Source organism: Corynebacterium tuscaniense (assembly GCF_008693065.1).
Lineage (GTDB): Bacteria > Actinomycetota > Actinomycetes > Mycobacteriales > Mycobacteriaceae > Corynebacterium > Corynebacterium tuscaniense.
In genome coordinates this window covers 1-14,404 of record NZ_VXKH01000046.1, presented here as the reverse complement: position 1 = coordinate 14,404, position 14,404 = coordinate 1, and the positions used below count along the sequence as shown (strand labels likewise).

General features: G+C 62.5%; 16 protein-coding genes and 1 pseudogene. 4 read left to right on the top strand and 13 right to left on the bottom strand.

From position 1 onward, the window contains the following. From F4V54_RS08275 to F4V54_RS08260, 4 genes are all read right to left on the bottom strand, one after another. A partial coding sequence (locus F4V54_RS08275; protein ID WP_150386831.1) for a glutathione S-transferase C-terminal domain-containing protein occupies positions 1-998 on the bottom strand: 998 nt, incomplete at its 3' end. Positions 999-1,055: 57 nt separating this feature from the next. After that, positions 1,056-1,931: an SLAC1 family transporter gene (locus F4V54_RS08270; RefSeq protein ID WP_150386830.1), complete on the bottom strand. Its 876-nt coding sequence runs from the start codon at positions 1,929-1,931 to the stop codon at positions 1,056-1,058. A 69-nt stretch (positions 1,932-2,000) separates the two neighbouring features. Further along, complete coding sequence (locus tag F4V54_RS08265; protein WP_150386829.1) at positions 2,001-2,366, bottom strand: hypothetical protein; 366 nt, start codon at positions 2,364-2,366, stop codon at positions 2,001-2,003. Positions 2,367-2,438: 72 nt separating this feature from the next. Next, entirely contained in the window at positions 2,439-2,801 is a 363-nt protein-coding gene (locus F4V54_RS08260) for a hypothetical protein (protein ID WP_150386828.1), read from the bottom strand. A 53-nt stretch (positions 2,802-2,854) separates the two neighbouring features. On the opposite strand from F4V54_RS08260, the pseudogene chrA reads away from it, so the two are divergent. Beyond that, a pseudogene (chrA, locus tag F4V54_RS08255) lies at positions 2,855-4,050 on the top strand (chromate efflux transporter). Then, positions 4,047-5,012: an LLM class oxidoreductase gene (locus tag F4V54_RS08250; RefSeq protein WP_150386827.1), complete on the top strand. Its 966-nt coding sequence runs from the start codon at positions 4,047-4,049 to the stop codon at positions 5,010-5,012. The pseudogene chrA and the gene F4V54_RS08250 overlap by 4 nt, the downstream one beginning before the upstream one ends. A gap of 134 nt (positions 5,013-5,146) precedes the next feature. Here the strand turns inward: F4V54_RS08250 and F4V54_RS08245 are convergent, their stop codons facing one another. Genes F4V54_RS08245 through F4V54_RS11500 form a run of 3 tightly spaced genes read right to left on the bottom strand, consistent with a single transcriptional unit; the run spans position 5,147 to position 6,464 of the window. Next, positions 5,147-5,734, bottom strand: a complete 588-nt coding sequence (locus F4V54_RS08245; RefSeq protein ID WP_150386826.1) for an anti-sigma factor — start codon at positions 5,732-5,734, stop codon at positions 5,147-5,149. Next, entirely contained in the window at positions 5,727-6,281 is a 555-nt protein-coding gene (locus tag F4V54_RS08240; protein ID WP_150386825.1) for a sigma-70 family RNA polymerase sigma factor, read from the bottom strand. Before F4V54_RS08240 ends, F4V54_RS08245 begins: the two co-directional genes overlap by 8 nt. A gap of 30 nt (positions 6,282-6,311) precedes the next feature. Beyond that, positions 6,312-6,464: a hypothetical protein gene (locus F4V54_RS11500; protein WP_170253133.1), complete on the bottom strand. Its 153-nt coding sequence runs from the start codon at positions 6,462-6,464 to the stop codon at positions 6,312-6,314. A 159-nt stretch (positions 6,465-6,623) separates the two neighbouring features. Here F4V54_RS11500 and F4V54_RS08235 point away from each other — a divergent pair, with 159 nt between their 5' ends. Continuing rightward, entirely contained in the window at positions 6,624-8,249 is a 1,626-nt protein-coding gene (locus F4V54_RS08235) for a cytochrome c biogenesis protein CcdA (protein WP_150386824.1), read from the top strand. Here F4V54_RS08235 and F4V54_RS08230 read toward each other — a convergent pair. Together F4V54_RS08230 and F4V54_RS08225 are read right to left on the bottom strand one after the other, a co-directional pair. Then, positions 8,246-9,385, bottom strand: a complete 1,140-nt coding sequence (locus tag F4V54_RS08230) for an aminotransferase class V-fold PLP-dependent enzyme (protein WP_150386823.1) — start codon at positions 9,383-9,385, stop codon at positions 8,246-8,248. The genes F4V54_RS08235 and F4V54_RS08230 overlap by 4 nt on opposite strands. A gap of 18 nt (positions 9,386-9,403) precedes the next feature. Next, a complete protein-coding gene (locus F4V54_RS08225; RefSeq protein ID WP_282958587.1) occupies positions 9,404-10,519 on the bottom strand; it encodes a ThiF family adenylyltransferase in 1,116 nt (371 codons plus the stop codon). 24 nt (positions 10,520-10,543) lie between these two features. On the opposite strand from F4V54_RS08225, the gene F4V54_RS08220 reads away from it, so the two are divergent. Then, positions 10,544-12,265, top strand: coding sequence for a BCCT family transporter (locus F4V54_RS08220; RefSeq protein ID WP_150386822.1), 1,722 nt, complete (start codon positions 10,544-10,546; stop codon positions 12,263-12,265). Here F4V54_RS08220 and F4V54_RS08215 read toward each other — a convergent pair whose 3' ends face one another. From F4V54_RS08215 to F4V54_RS08200, 4 genes are all read right to left on the bottom strand, one after another. Next, on the bottom strand, positions 12,266-12,688 hold the full coding sequence (locus F4V54_RS08215; RefSeq protein WP_150386821.1) for a hypothetical protein: 423 nt from the start codon (positions 12,686-12,688) through the stop codon (positions 12,266-12,268). Positions 12,689-12,756: 68 nt separating this feature from the next. Further along, entirely contained in the window at positions 12,757-13,533 is a 777-nt protein-coding gene (locus tag F4V54_RS08210) for a thiazole synthase (RefSeq protein ID WP_150386820.1), read from the bottom strand. A 2-nt stretch (positions 13,534-13,535) separates the two neighbouring features. Next, on the bottom strand, positions 13,536-13,736 hold the full coding sequence (gene thiS, locus F4V54_RS08205; RefSeq protein ID WP_034665445.1) for a sulfur carrier protein ThiS: 201 nt from the start codon (positions 13,734-13,736) through the stop codon (positions 13,536-13,538). Continuing rightward, positions 13,717-14,404 (bottom strand): FAD-dependent oxidoreductase (locus F4V54_RS08200; protein ID WP_150386819.1); only part of this gene is annotated, 688 nt, incomplete at its 5' end. The genes thiS and F4V54_RS08200, both read right to left, overlap by 20 nt.

Sequence of the window (14,404 nt, the reverse complement as noted above, 5' to 3'; positions counted from 1 at the left end):
GTGGTGCCCGCGGCGAAGGGGGAGCCCGGTAGGTGGTCGCGGCCGTGGGGTTGGGCGAGGCCGGAAAGGTCGGGGCCGGCGGGGACGATCTGGGTGGGGTTCACTTCACGGTGGACGATATAGTAGTGCTGTTTGATCTCCGTGAAGTCGGTGGTGTCGCCGAAGCCGGGGGTTTGGAACAGCTCACGGAGGTAGCCGTAAACGTTGGGCATTTCGGTGATCTTGTTGCGGTTGGTCTTGAAATGGCCGTGGTAGACGGCGTCGAAGCGGATGAGGGTGGTGTAGGCGCGGATATCGGTCTCCGTGATGTGTTCACCCATGATGAAGCGGTGGTTGGCTAGGCGATCTTCGAGCCAGTCGAGGACCTCGAAGGCGTCGGCATAAGCTGCTTCGTAGGCGTCCTGGGACGCGGAGAACCCGGCGCGGTACACGCCGTTGTTGAACTTGCGGAAGAGGAAGTCGTTGATGTCCTCCGCCTCTTCGCGCTGCTCTTCCGGTGGTAGCAGATTCGGCGCGCCGGGGCGCTGGTAGGCGGTCCACTCGGTGTGGAAGTCGCGGACGATGGAGTTGTAATCGTTCGTCACTACCTTGCCGCTTGCTTCTTCCACGATTGCCGGCACGGTGATGCCGCGCGGGTAGTCGGGGAAGCGTGCGAAGTACGCATCCTGCAGGCGGGGGATCTGCAGTACGGGGTCGACGCCGCCCGGATCCAAGTCGAAAGTCCAGGAGCGCTTGTCATGGGTCGGGCCTGCCAGGCCCAAGGAGATCACATCTTCCAGGCCCATCAAGCGCCGAACGATGACAGCGCGGTGCGCCCACGGGCAGGCACGTGCTGCGATGAGGCGGTAGCGGTGCGGTTGCACGGGCCAGAGCGAGCCTTCGCCGCTTGTCGACGCAACAATGCGGTCCCCGATGTAGTTCGTATCCCGCTTGAACTCGCCATCCGTTGAAGCATTCTGGGCATCGCCGGCCCAATCCTTCTGCGTGTCCGCAGTCATCGTGTCCTCCCTATCCGTGCGAAAAGTTTGTGACACGTCAACTATACAGACTTGGTGCTACGTCCGGCTTAGTTCCCAGGAGCCAAAGCGCACCGCGCAGACACCCCAGTGGAGGAGCAAGAGCACGAGGAGCACCAAGGAGAGTGCGTGCCATCCTTCGTCCCAAGCGCCCAGGCACATGGTGCCCACGGGGAAGGTGGAACCCCACCAACCAGGGCCGTAGGGCGCCCAGTGGAGGACAGCCTCGTAGAAGCAGTACATGGCGTAGAGAACGCACGGCACGCCGAGGGTGAACATGATGAGGCCGTACAGGTGGGCGTCGAAAAGCAAAGTCGATGCTGCCGTCGACTGACCGACAACACCGAGAGGAATCCACGCTGTACCCGCGGCGGCGCCACGCGGGCGCGTGCGGGACCAGTAGCAGTAGAGGAACAGTGGGATCGCGGTGAAGAACGTGAGGAAGAAGCACAGCTCACCCGCGTAGTGGTAAAACTCGCCGTGATGGGCGGCGAGCTGGCCGGCGGATGTCGCAGCCACCATCGGGGACACGAGCGCCAAGCCCCACGGGAACGCGGGTTCGGTATAGTGCGCGGACTGCTTCCACAAACCCCAGAGTTGCCACAAGCACACGACGATGGTCAGTGGCGCGCCGATCCACCAGCTGACCAGCTGAAACGCGTCATTGCCGGTGAGGGCCGTCCATGCCGAGCCGCACGCGAGCAGGCCCATCGAATACATGCCCCACGCCGCCATGTTCTGGTGACGGGGTGGCTCATTGCGCACACCAACGGTGAATGTGACCAAAAGCCCTGCCGCGATCAGCGCAAAAATGAGCTGGGCTACATGTAATCCATGCAACCCAGTCAAACTCGACGCAATCGAGGTTCCCATTAAAGCGCCGGCCCAAGCGGGACCGTACTTTGGCAACGTCATAGCAGTAACGCTAGGCCTGTCACCTCGTTTAATCCAGTTTGGGTCTCAGATGCTTGGGTGTTCAGACGTTTAGAACGGGAGCAGATCCTTGATCTCCTTCGGCAGCACGCCAGTCTGCGATGCGAAGAGGAAGCCACCGCCGATCAGCGCGAGGATGCCGGCGAGGATGCCGAAGATGGTTCCAGCCTTGGAAGAGGAGCCCTGCTCATCCTGCTTCTGAGAGGATGCGGACGACCCGTTCTCCTCAGCGGCGCGCTTGAGGGTGAAGGAATCCAGCTCACCTTCGTCGATGTCGAAAGTGGAGATCTTCAGGCCCTCCGAGGTTACCTCGACGGAGGCGGAGTTGGCGGTGACGTACTGGACCTGGCCCTTCTTCTCCACGGTGCCGCCGTTCGGGACCGGATTACCGAAGTCGACCGGCTTGTTCTCATCCATCAGGTAGGTGCGGGTGTAGATGTGGTCGTGGCCGGACAGGACCAGGTCGACGCGTCGTTAAGCAATTGGCTATCAGTCGACGGTGCCGGGAATCGCGAACGGGCCCACCAGAATCACTGAGTGCTCAGCGTCGATGCCCGTGCGCGGGTGCGAGTCAGTCGTCTCCAGCTCGCAGGCAGTCACCGCAGCAGCATCGGCGGTGGTCCAGGTGCCCATGACGATGTAGGTGGCGTAGTCGTAGTGGCTCACGCCGTCTTCCTCGTGGGGGAGAGGCAGGTCGAAGGGTTGCGAGATGTCGATACCCAGTGCACTGAGCTGCTCCGCGAGTTCAGGGTGCGCGGCTGCGACCCTCCCGCGGAAGAAGGGGCAGTAGGGGCAGGGGCAATCGTCGATAAGCGATTGTGCGTAGTAGCTCCGTGTCGCGGTCCCGTCCATGGTTTGAAAGACTAGCGCGACGCGCGATGTTTGCTCTGGTAAACATTGAGGTCATGTCCACTTCCCAGACTGATCTGAATAAACAATCTCCGTGGGAGGTTTTCAGAACTTTCCTGAGGCTCGGCTGCACCTCCTTCGGCGGGCCGACGGCGCACTTGGGGTATTTCAGGGACGAGTTCGTCGATAAGCGAAAGTGGTTCACCGACAAGGACTATGCGGACCTGGTTGCCCTGTGCCAGTTCCTGCCCGGGCCGGCATCGAGCCAGGTAGGTATGGCGATTGGCCTGAAACGCGCCGGGTATCTGGGTATGCTCCTGGCGTGGGTGGGCTTCACGCTGCCTTCGGTCCTGCTCATGGTGGCCTTTGCGCTGGGTGTAGCGCAGCTGGGCGATATTAGTGAGTCAGGCTGGCTGCTCGGATTGAAGGCCGCAGCTGTCGCTGTGGTGGCGCAGGCGGTGTACGGGATGACTAAGAGCCTGGTTACGGGGAAGATCCACGCGCTGATCGCGGTGGCGGCGCTCGCTGTCGTGCTGCTGGTCCCGCATCCGCTCATCCAGGTCGGTGCCATCGTGCTGGGCCTGTGGTGGGCCTGATCCTCCTGCGGTCGGAGAAGACACCGGAAGAGGCGCCGCAGGGGAGTGGCTCGCGCACACTCGGCATCGTGTGGCTCGCATTGTTCTTCATCCTTCTGTTCGCCCTGCCTGTTGCTGCCCGAATCATCGGTACAACCGGCGCGGGTATCTTTGACACCTTCTACCGCGCCGGAGCGCTCGTCTTCGGCGGCGGACACGTGGTATTGCCGCTGCTGGAGACCGTCACGGTGGGGCCCGGGCTGGTGGAGCAGGATACCTTCCTCGCTGGCTACGGTGCTGCCCAAGCCATGCCGGGTCCGCTGTTCACTTTCGCTTCTTATCTCGGTGCCAGCGCTAACGGTGTGAATTGGGTGGCGGGTGCCGTGATCGCCACCGTTGCGATCTTCCTGCCCGCGGCCTTGCTCGTTCTTGGTGCGATGCCGTTTTGGGAACGCCTCCGTCAGATGCCACGCGCGGGTGCCGCTCTTGCCGGTGCGAATGCGGCGGTGGTGGGCATTCTTGGTGCCGCGCTGTACACCCCGGTCTTCACCGCTGGCATCACTGGTGTGGTTACGCTTTCCATTGCCGTAGCCTGCTATGCCGCGCTCACCTCATGGAAGGTCCCGCCGTGGGCGGTGGTGATCGGTGCTGCCCTCGTAGGCTGGGTGGTGCTATGAATCCACTGTTTGAACCATCCGACATTCCGCATACCGAGCTCCCCGGCTTCAAGCGCACCTTCCAGCAAGGCGAGCTCACCGTTGGGCTGACCTTGCCCATTGAGGAGGATGCGGAGGCCAACCCTCAGGACAGCCTGGACAACCAGCTGCGCCTGATCCGCAAAGCGGAGGCTGAGGGAGTGGCCGCCATTTGGGTGCGCGATATCCCCCTGCGTGTCGAAACGTTTGGCGATGTCGGCCAAGTCTACGACCCCTGGATGTACTTGAGTTACATCGCCGCGCAGACCACCGACATCGCCTTGGGAACTGCAGCCATCGTCGTGCCTTTCCAGCACCCGTTGCTGCTGGCCAAGCGTGCCGCCACTATTGATCGGCTTTCCGGTGGACGCTTCCTCATGGGTGTGGCTACCGGCGATCGCCCGGAGGAGTTCCCCGCGTTCGGCCAGGATAAAGGTAACCGCGACGTCGAGTTCCGCGAAAGAATCGCTGCTTATCGGCGTGCCACCCTCACCACCGCCACCCCCGTCCGCTGGTCCGGCGGCAAAATGGGCGGCGCTGACGTCGTGCCCAAACCAATCGCCCGCGAAGTCCCTCTGTTGGCCACCGGCTTCTGCCAGCAGACCCTGGAGTGGCGTGCGGAGCACACCCACGGCTGGCTGATGTACCACAAGGGCCTGGAGATCCAGCGCCAGAACGTGCGCAATTGGCAGGCCGCCGTGGGCTCGGACCAGTTCAAACCCTTCGCCGAGTCACTCTGGTTGGACCTGCACGAGGACCCCGACGCCCCCGCTTCCGGCGGCACCTTCGGCTACCGCCTTGGCCGTAACGCCCTCATTCAGTTGTTGCACACGCAGCGCGAGGTGGGCATCAATCATGTGATGGTGAACTTCAGGGCGTCGAAACGCTCTGCGGAGGAGCAACTCGATGAACTGATCGAGTACGTGCTGCCTGCCCTGCACTGACCGCCCTGCACTGACCGCCCTGCACTGACCGCCCTGCACTGACCGCCGGCTAAACCCAGCTATCTAGGTCCAGCTAATAGGCCAAAAAGCGGCGAAAAGCTGGATCTGAATAGCTGGTTTTGTGATAAGAGGGGCTAGAGCTGCACCTTGGCCAGCACTGTGCCGGAGGGTTGCTCGGCGCCGGCGGCGACTTCCTCGGTCACGAGCACGGAGGCGGTGCCACCGGGCAGAGGCATCCAGACGTCGTCGTGGGGTTCCTGGCCAATGACCCCGGCGGATTCCATCGCGCCGTCGTCCATGACGGCCCAGACTTGGGCCCCCATGCCGTCCGCAAGCGCGGGCTGGCCATTGACCATGGCGCCGCCCTTGCCCATGTCGGAGCTGAGCACGATGTCCAGCGTCGCACCCATGGCGTCGGTCTGGCCCTGACGAGCATCCTCGGCACCCATGATGGCCTGCATTTCCTCGATGCCCTGAGCGGTCACCGATTCCGTGGTTTCATTGCCGTTGTACTGGGTCACCACCACGCCACCCGCCGCAAACAGGACAACTGCGGCAGCAGCAGCCACCAGGCGTCGGCTCAGGCGATTGTTCCGGGCGGTGGAGAGGTCGGTAGGCTGCTCGGTAGCGTCGATACGCTGCATGATCGCGTCTTTGAGCTCCGGCGGCGGCGTGACTGGTGAGGCCGCGGAATTGAACAGGTCCTCAACATCTTTATCCATCACAGCCTCCTTTCACTGTCACTGCCTTGCGCAACTTCTGCAGCCCGTCGCGCACGCGCGTCTTCGCGGTGCCCAGCGCAACACCCGTCGCATCGGCGATTTCCTGGTGGGTGTACTCGCCGAAGTACGCCAACATAAGCGCACTGCGGTGAGGTTCCCCAATCGAATCAATGAGTTCTTGCAGCTCTTGCGATTCTAACCGCTGCGCGGCCTCCTCCTCAGCGGGAGCGACCCACGTGGTGAGCTGCCTGTTGAAATCTTCCGTATCGCGGGCCTGCGCACTGCGCCAACTCCGCAGCCTGTCAATAGACCGCGACTTAGCCAGGCGGAGCACCCACGACTTTGCGCTGCCCCGAGCCGGATCGAAGGTGTGGGCTTTCTGCCACACCTCCACGAGCACCTCTTGGGCGACTTCTTCGGCCTGGGCCTGATCGCGCAGAATGTGAGTGGCTAGACCAAGAACCTGTGGCGCAACGGCGTCATACAGCGCACTGAACGCGGCCTTATCGCCCGCGCGCACGCCGTCTAACAAACTGTCCAGATCCACAGATTCCAAATCTAACACCCGGGTCATGGATTACTTGGATTCTTCCATCATCATGGCGCTGGAGCTCGGGGTCATGGAGCCGTCCATCTTGTCCATCTTGTCTGCGGAGTCGTTGCAGGCAACGAGGCTGACGGCGGCGATGGCGATGGCGGTGGCAGTGGCGATGGTGCGCTTGATAGACATGGTGTCTCCTTCATTGGGTTGGTGTTGCGGGCGCAGTTTTCTGGCCCGTCATGAAGTACTACGGAGCACCCCGCGGAGACGGATTGGACCAATCCGAAAAAGTGGGTGGCTCCGTAGTTCTGGGTGTTAGGAAAACGCGATGAAGTAAGGACGTTTGAGATGTTCAGTGTTGTTCTCGTCGGATTTATCGGAGGGGGGATCACAGCGCTCTCACCATGCATCTTGCCGGTGTTGCCGGTGGTGCTCGGTGTGAGTGTGGGCCGCAAGCCGTCGCATGTTGTGGCGGGGCTGACCATTAGTTTTGCGGTGATCGCGTTGCTGGGTTCGCTGCTACTCAGCGCGCTGCATTTGCCGCCTTCGGTGTTGCGCTGGACGGGCATTGTCCTGCTGTGCCTGGTCGGTTTGAGCATGATTTTCCCGAAGATCGGGGCGATCGTGCAGAAGCCCTTTGACGCCATTCCGCGCCCGTACCAGCTTCAGCAGAATGCCAAGGACAAGGGCGGTTTTGTTATCGGGTTGGCGCTTGGCGCGGTGTACGTGCCGTGTGCTGGGCCGGTGCTTGCCGCGGTGACGGTCGCGGGCAGTACGGGTGAGATCGGCTGGAATACGGTGCTGCTCACCGTGGCTTTCGCATTGGGTTCCGCGCTGCCGCTGTTCATCTTCGCGCTCGCGGGCAACAAGATCGGGGAGAAGGTCGATGTGGTGCAGCGCCACCGCCGCACGATCGGCGGGATCGTGCTGGTGTTCACGCTTGCGCTCGCTCTCAATGCGCCGGCCGCGATTCAGCGCGCGCTGCCGAACTGGACGGCGGGCCTGTCGCAGCGTTTCGAGAACTCAGACTTCGCCGCCAATGCGTTGGGTACAGGTGAGCTGAATGCTTGTCGACGTTCCGACCCCTCCACCCTCCACGACTGCGGCCCGGCGCCTGAGTTTGCCGGCCTGGAGAACTGGATCAACACCGATCAGCCACCAAGCCCGCAGAACGGCGGCGTGATGCTCGTGGACTTCTGGGCCTATGCCTGCATTAACTGCCAGCGGGCAGGGGAGCACATCACCAAGCTTTACGACGCCTACCGGGACGCCGGCCTCACCGTCGTCGGTGTCCACTCCCCGGAGTACGGCTTCGAACACGACCTGGATAACGTGAAGGCCGCCGTGGAGAAAGAAGGCATCCACTACCCCGTGGCACAGGACAATTCCTTTGCCACCTGGAAGAACTTCAACAACCGCTATTGGCCGGCGCGCTACCTCATCGACAAGGACGGCAACGTCCGCCAGATCGTGGAAGGCGAGGGCTCCTATGCCGAGACGGAGCAGCTCATCCGCCAGCTGCTGCGGGAGACGGATCCGGGGGTGGAGTTGCCGGGGGTCGTCGAAAAACAAGCTAGTGGGGCTGGCACGAAGGACCGTAACCCGGAGACCTACCTCGGCACCGCGCGTGCGCAGTACACGGCGCAGCGGGACTACATTGACGGCCCGCGTGACTTCGGCGAGCAGCCCACGCCGGGGCGCTACATGTTCGCGCTGTCCGGGAAGTGGACGCTGGGGCAGGAGTCCGTGGAGGCCGATGGCGGCTACATGGATATCAACGTGCATGCCGCGTGGGTGCAGTTGGTGGTGTCCGGCACGGGCAAAGTCGACGTGGAGTACCCAGACGGTTCCGCCAAGACCTTCGATGTCAGCGACGGCACCTTGGACCTGGTGAAAGGCGACACGCCCACCGATGGGGTGCTGCGCATCCGGCCATCGGCAGGCGTGAAGTTGTATTCGTTGACGTTTGGTTAGCGCGCGACCTTGTCCAGCGCCTCCGTGAAGCGGGCAACAGCCGCGTCGACATCGGCCCACTTGTCCAGGCCGAAGAGGCCGATGCGGAAGGTGGAGAAGTTCTCCGGCTCGCCAACGTGCAGGGGCACGCCGGAAGCGATCTGGATGCCGGCCTGCTTGAAGGCGGCGCCACTGGCCTGCTCCGGGGTGGTGGCGTGCATGACCACGATGGAGGAGGCCTCATAGCCCGGTGCGGCAACGGAGACGAAACCGCGGTCAGCCAACACCTGGCGGATCTTGGTGCCCAGCTCCACCTGACGTTCGGTGAGCGTGTCCAGGCCGACTTCCTTGGCTTCCTTCATCAGGGCCAGGTTGTGCTGGATGGTGTCGGTGGGCAGGGTGGCGTGGTAGGTGGCGGAGCCGTCGACGTAGCCCTCGGACAGTGTGGTCCACTTCTTCAGGTCCATGGCAAAGCTGTCGGAGGTGGTGTTGTCCAGCTCCGCGCGGGCGGCCTCGGAGAACATGATGTACCCGGTGGACGGGGAGCCGGACCAGCCCTTCTGCGGGGCGGTGATGAGGATGTCCACGCCGCATTCCTTCATGTCCACCCACTTGGTGCCGGCGGCGACACAGTCGAGGACGAACAGACCACCAGCGTCGTGGGTAGCCTTGGCCAGTTCAGCGATGTACTCCTTGGGCAGCTCCAGGCCGGCTGCGGTTTCCACGTGCGCGGCGATGACAACGGCGGGGCGCTCCTCACGGATGCGTGCGGTGGCGATCTCAGCCGCCGGCGGGACGTAAGAGGGGCGCTCGGCATCGCCGGTCGGCTCCGCGTTGAGCACGCTGGCGGAGTCGGTGAGGTGGCCGGTTTCAAAGATCTGGGTCCAGCGGTAGGAGAAGTTACCGGTGCGGATGACCAGCGCCTTCTTGTCGCGGACGAACTGGCGGGCCACGGCCTCCATGGCAAAAGTGCCACCACCGGGGACAACGGCCATAGAGGAGGCGTTGTAGGTCTCGCGCAGAATGGCTTGGAGTTCCTGCATGACACCGATGAAGCGGGCGGACATGTGGTTCAGGGAGCGGTCGCTGAACACTGCGGAGTATTCCAGCAGGCCATCCGGATCAATAGTGGACAGGGGGAGTTTGGTGTTAGTCATGCTCCCACGGTAGCAGCCTTAAATCCCGTTGACTCCGCCGGGAAAGTTCACTAGTTCGATGCCACGCGCTTTCGCCAATGGCTCGAAGGTGTCCACGAACCACTGTGAGCGAATCCCAGAGGCGCAGTAGACAAGCACGCGGGAGCCGTTATCGACGCTGTCGAGGAAATCAGCGGCTAGGCGCGGTTGGATCTCCAGGTCTGAGGTGGGCAGTAGCCGACCGGGCACGGGCAAGTCTGCGATGGCTTTCTCATGCGGTTCGCGCACGTCCAGCGGGATCACCTCGCCGGCCTCCAGTTGCGCGAGCAGGTCAGGCGCACCGTCGGGCATGGCGCAGACTTCGCCATAGCTCGCACGCAGGGAGGTTGTCAGTGCGCGTTCCGGGTCACGCGTCACCCTGAACTCGCTTATGTGCGCCCCCAGCGCGTCATACATCATCAACTTGCCCACCTCGGACTGCCCGATGCCGGTGAGGAACTTCACCACCTCCGTAGCCATGAGCCCTCCCACAACGGAGGTGGTCACGCCCAGCACGCCGGCCGTGGCGCAGTCGGGGACAGAGTCCGCATCGGGTTGGTCGGGGTAAAGGTCGCGCAGACCCACGCCGTCTTCGGGGGCGCCTGGACCGGACCACCACAGAGCCACGTCACCGCGGTAGCGCAGCACGGAACCCCACACCAGGGGAGTGCCGGTGATCTCCGCGGCGTCGGCGGCGAGGAATTTGGTGGAGAAGGTATCGGAGCCGTCGATAAGCACATCGATGCCGTCGAGGAGTTCCACGGAGTTATCGGTGGTCATGCGGCCGTCGATGATGGTGACCTCGATGTCGGGCTGCAACGCCTTCAGGCGCTCGGCTGCCACTTCCGTCTTCTTCCGGCCGACGTCTTCCGCCCCGAAGAGGATTTGGCGGTGGATGTTGGTGAGGTCGACGGTGTCATCGTCGATAAGCGAAATTTTTCCCACGCCCGTCGCGGCGAGCGTTTGCATGATGGGGCAGCCGAGGCCGCCCGCCCCGATGACCAGCACATGTGCGGCATGGAGCGCTGCTTGTTGCGCGGCGCCGAAACCCGGCAAATTCATCTGGCGTGCGGTGCGTTGAAACTCTTTTTCAGGAATCTGATGGGCGATAGTCACGCTTTTAACATAAGCTTGATCGGCATGCCTAGGAAACCTAGATTTCAATCAGACCCTCTGATCTTCGGCGTCGCCGCGGGGTTCATCACCATCTTCGTGGCTGCCACCATCATCTTCGGCGAGCGTGCTCGTGCGACATACTCGCAGGTCTCCGGCTGGATGATGGACAACTTCGCGTGGCTGTACATCGGCGGTGTGTCCACGGTGTTCGTCTTCCTCATTGTTGTTTTCGTATCTAAATACGGCAACTTCAAACTCGGCGATGATGACGATGACCCGGAGTATTCCCTCCCCGTCTGGTTCTCCATGCTGTTTGCCGCCGGCATGGGCGCAACCCTGATGTTCTGGGGTGCGGCTGAACCGCTGCACCACTCCTTTAACCCGCCGCGCGGCGACTTTGAATCCATGAGCCCCGGCGCCATCCGCCAAGCGTTTGAGTTCACCTACTACCACTTCGGTATTCACATGTGGGTGATCTTTACCCTGCCTGGCCTGGCTATGGGCTACTTCATTTACAAGCGTAAGATGCCCGCGCGCTACTCCTCGATGTTCTCTCCGCTGCTCGGCTCCAAAGTGTACGAGTGGCCAGGCAAGCTTCTCGACGCCGTCGGCATCATCGGTACCGTCTTCGGCCTCGCCGTCTCCGTTGGTCTTGGCGTGCTGCAGATTAGTGCTGGCCTGAACATCATGTTCGACGTCCCGCTGGTGACGTGGGTGCAGCTGGTAATCATCATTGCCATCACCCTGGCTGCCTCCATCTCCGTGGCCACCGGGCTGGATAAGGGCGTGAAGCTGCTGTCCAACCTGAACATCATTGGCTCGATCGCTTTGCTGGTGTTTCTTTTCATCGCGGGCCCAACACTGAAGATCATTGGGCACATCACGGAATCCTTTGGCATCTACGCCAACTCGCTGCCGGAGCTGATGTTCTGGGTGGATTCAAACGGTGAGAACCCGGGCTGGCACGCCACCTGGACCGCGTTCTACTGGGCATGGACTATCTGTTGGTCGCCGTACGTGGGCATGTTCTTCGCCCGCATTTCCCGTGGCCGCAGCGTCCGCGAATTCATCGCCGGCACGATCATGCTGCCCACCATGTTTGACATCATCTGGTTTGCCACCTTCGGTCGCGCTGCCCTTGAGGTGGAAAAGGAGAACCCGGGTGTGCTCACCGGCCCCGTTGTGCAAGACGGCGATACACCACAGGCACTGTTCACCTTGCTGGCGCAGTACCCGCTGTACACGGTCACAGGCACGGTCGCTCTGGCCGTGATCGTGTTCTACTTCGTCACATCCATCGACTCCGCCGCCATGGTCATGGACATGTTTGCCACCGGCGAAGAGGAAAAGACCCCGGGGTATTACCGCGTTGCCTGGGCGTGTTCCGTCGGTGTGGTCACGGCGGCGCTGCTGTTCATCAACGACTCCGGCATCCAGGCGCTGCAAGAAGTAGTGATCATCATCGCCCTGCCATTCTTCTTCGTGTACTTCATCATGATGTACGCGCTGATCAAGGCTATGAGCGACGATGCGTCCGCCGACCGTCGCTTCCGTTCCCGTAAGTGGGAGAAGACCGACACGGCTGAGAAATATGAGGAAGCCGAAGCCAAGCCGGCCCCTGGCTATGACGAAGAAGGCAACCAGATTGACCGCCCCGAGCTCGAGTACGACTACGAGAACGAGACGTGGCGCCTCACCGAAGCACTCGTGGTGGACGGTGAGACGCCTGAGTCCAAGCAGGACTAATTAGAGGGCGAACAGCACTGCATTGTGGGAGCCGGCGCGAACCAGCGCCGGCTTTGCCACGTCAAGGACATACAGTTCGCCTGCGAGGCCCGGGATGACAACCCGGCTGCCGTTGACGTGAATCTGCAGCGGGTTGAGGCGCATCGGCTGGCCATCAAAACCCTGGTTCCAGCACTTGGTGCCCACCCAGTTACGCTGGATCGACACGGCCGGGATGAGGTGGCCCGGCGGGTTGCACTCCGGTTGTGCGTCACGGCCGATGTCGCTGACGCAGAGTGTTTCACCTTCCGTCATGTAACAGCGGACGGTGTTGTTGGCGTTGGATACGTAGTTCGGATTAGCTGCCGCATTCGGAGCGAACGCGGCGGTGGCAAGTCCGGCGGCAAGGACCGCGGTGCCAAGAACCGTTGTTGTGCGTTTCATGGTGGAACTCCTTGGTGTAGCGCGGGGGTCCGTGTGACCCCGTTAGTTACATTCTACGGAGTTTTCGGTTACAAAACCTGGTCTGCCCAGCTGACTAGGCCATCAAAGCTTGAGGATGCCACCGCGTGCTCCCTCTTCGGAATCCGCCCCGCCCCACGCGCAAGCAGCCCTGCCTCCACGGCCAGGCGCATTGCCTTTGCCATGGACACCGGGTCCTGACAGCGGTTGACGGCGCTGGCCAGCAGAACGCCGTCGCAGCCAAGCTCCATCGCCAGCGCCGCATCGGAGGCAGTGCCCACACCAGCATCAATGAGGATGGGCACCTCCGCCCGCGAACAAATCAGCTCGATGTTGTGCGGGTTCAAAATGCCCAGGCCAGTCCCAATCGGTGCGCCCAGCGGCATGACTGCAGCCGCACCGAGGTCTTCCAGTCGTTTCGCCGCGACAGGGTCATCGGAGGTGTAGGCGAGCACGGTGAAGCCTTCACTAACAAGCATCTCGCACGCATCGACGGTCTCCACAACATCGGGCAGGAGCGTGCGATCATCGGCGATGACTTCTAGTTTCACCCAGTCCGTGCCCAGCGCCTCACGCGCAAGCTTCGCCGTGATCACCGCATCTCGCGCGGTGCGACACCCCGCGGTGTTTGGCAGTGGCGCGATACCGAGGCGGGAGAGCAGATCAAAAACAGACTCGCCTGCGGGAGCGGCGAATTTCCGCATGGCCACCGTAGTCAACTCCGTGCCCGACGCGACGAGCGCGCGCTCGAGCATGTCCTGCGAGCTTGCCCCGCCCGTGCCCATGATTAGGTGGGAATTGAACTGCTTGCCGGCAATGTCCAGCACGTTTAGCCTCCCTGAACAGCGGTGAGAATATCCACGCGGGCGCCTTCGTCCAGTCCATGCGTGTCCCACTGCGACTTCGGTACAACATTCCCATCGACGGCGACGGCAGTGCCAGCAGGAACGTCGCCCAGAACCTCCTCCAGCAGGCCCTTCACGGTGGTCGCTTTCGTGGTGACCGCTTCATTATTCACTGTCAGCTTCATTGTTCTCCTTGTGCCTCAGCGGGTTACAGGCCTCCAAGTCTACGGAGGGCTTGAGCTTCTCGACGATCTCCGCCCCACACCTAGCCCCCACCCCCGCCAACAGGATCCCGTGGCGGAAGTAGCCGGTGGATACAACCACCCGGTCATTGACCCGGCCGAGGTAGGGCAGATCATCCGGGGAACCAGGCCGGGCGCCGGTGTGGATTTCGATGATGTCGCATTCCTCTATACCCGGCACGATCTCACTGGCGTCCCGCAGCAGTTGCAGAACGCCGCCTGCCTGCGGCTCAGGGCGATCATCCTCGCGGGTGGTGGCGCCGATGGTCAGCGTGCCGTCTTCGCGGGGGATGAGATAGATCGGTCGGTCCTCCACGAACCCGCGGATGACCCGCTCAACCAGTGGCCGTTGGTGTGCCGGGACGCGCAGCTCCACCATGTCGCCGTACACCGGGCGCAGCTTCAACGGGTTCGTGCCCTCGAACCAGCCCGTTGTTTCGCGCGCCCCCAAACCGTTGGCCAGCAGCACCTGATCAGCTGCGACATCGTTGACATCTTTCAGCGCCTCCGCCTCGAACGTCACCCCGGCATTGCGGCACGCTTCCTGCAGTGCCGCCGCGATGAGCCGCGGGCGCACCTGGTGGTCGCCCGGAATGTGCACGGCACCGCTC

Excerpts from the sequence above, each read along its gene's own strand:
- F4V54_RS08235 (WP_150386824.1), top strand. The coding sequence starts at position 6,624 with ATGTTCAGTGTTGTTCTCGTCGGATTTATCGGAGGGGGGATCACAGCG.
- F4V54_RS08270 (WP_150386830.1), bottom strand. The coding sequence starts at position 1,931 with ATGACGTTGCCAAAGTACGGTCCCGCTTGGGCCGGCGCTTTAATGGGA.
- F4V54_RS08245 (WP_150386826.1), bottom strand. The coding sequence starts at position 5,734 with ATGGATAAAGATGTTGAGGACCTGTTCAATTCCGCGGCCTCACCAGTC.
- thiS (WP_034665445.1), bottom strand. The coding sequence starts at position 13,736 with ATGAAGCTGACAGTGAATAATGAAGCGGTCACCACGAAAGCGACCACC.
- F4V54_RS08260 (WP_150386828.1), bottom strand. The coding sequence starts at position 2,801 with ATGGACGGGACCGCGACACGGAGCTACTACGCACAATCGCTTATCGAC.
- F4V54_RS08220 (WP_150386822.1), top strand. The coding sequence starts at position 10,544 with ATGCCTAGGAAACCTAGATTTCAATCAGACCCTCTGATCTTCGGCGTC.
- F4V54_RS08250 (WP_150386827.1), top strand. The coding sequence starts at position 4,047 with ATGAATCCACTGTTTGAACCATCCGACATTCCGCATACCGAGCTCCCC.
- F4V54_RS08230 (WP_150386823.1), bottom strand. The coding sequence starts at position 9,385 with ATGACTAACACCAAACTCCCCCTGTCCACTATTGATCCGGATGGCCTG.
- F4V54_RS08215 (WP_150386821.1), bottom strand. The coding sequence starts at position 12,688 with ATGAAACGCACAACAACGGTTCTTGGCACCGCGGTCCTTGCCGCCGGA.
- F4V54_RS11500 (WP_170253133.1), bottom strand. The coding sequence starts at position 6,464 with ATGTCTATCAAGCGCACCATCGCCACTGCCACCGCCATCGCCATCGCC.
- F4V54_RS08265 (WP_150386829.1), bottom strand. The coding sequence starts at position 2,366 with ATGGATGAGAACAAGCCGGTCGACTTCGGTAATCCGGTCCCGAACGGC.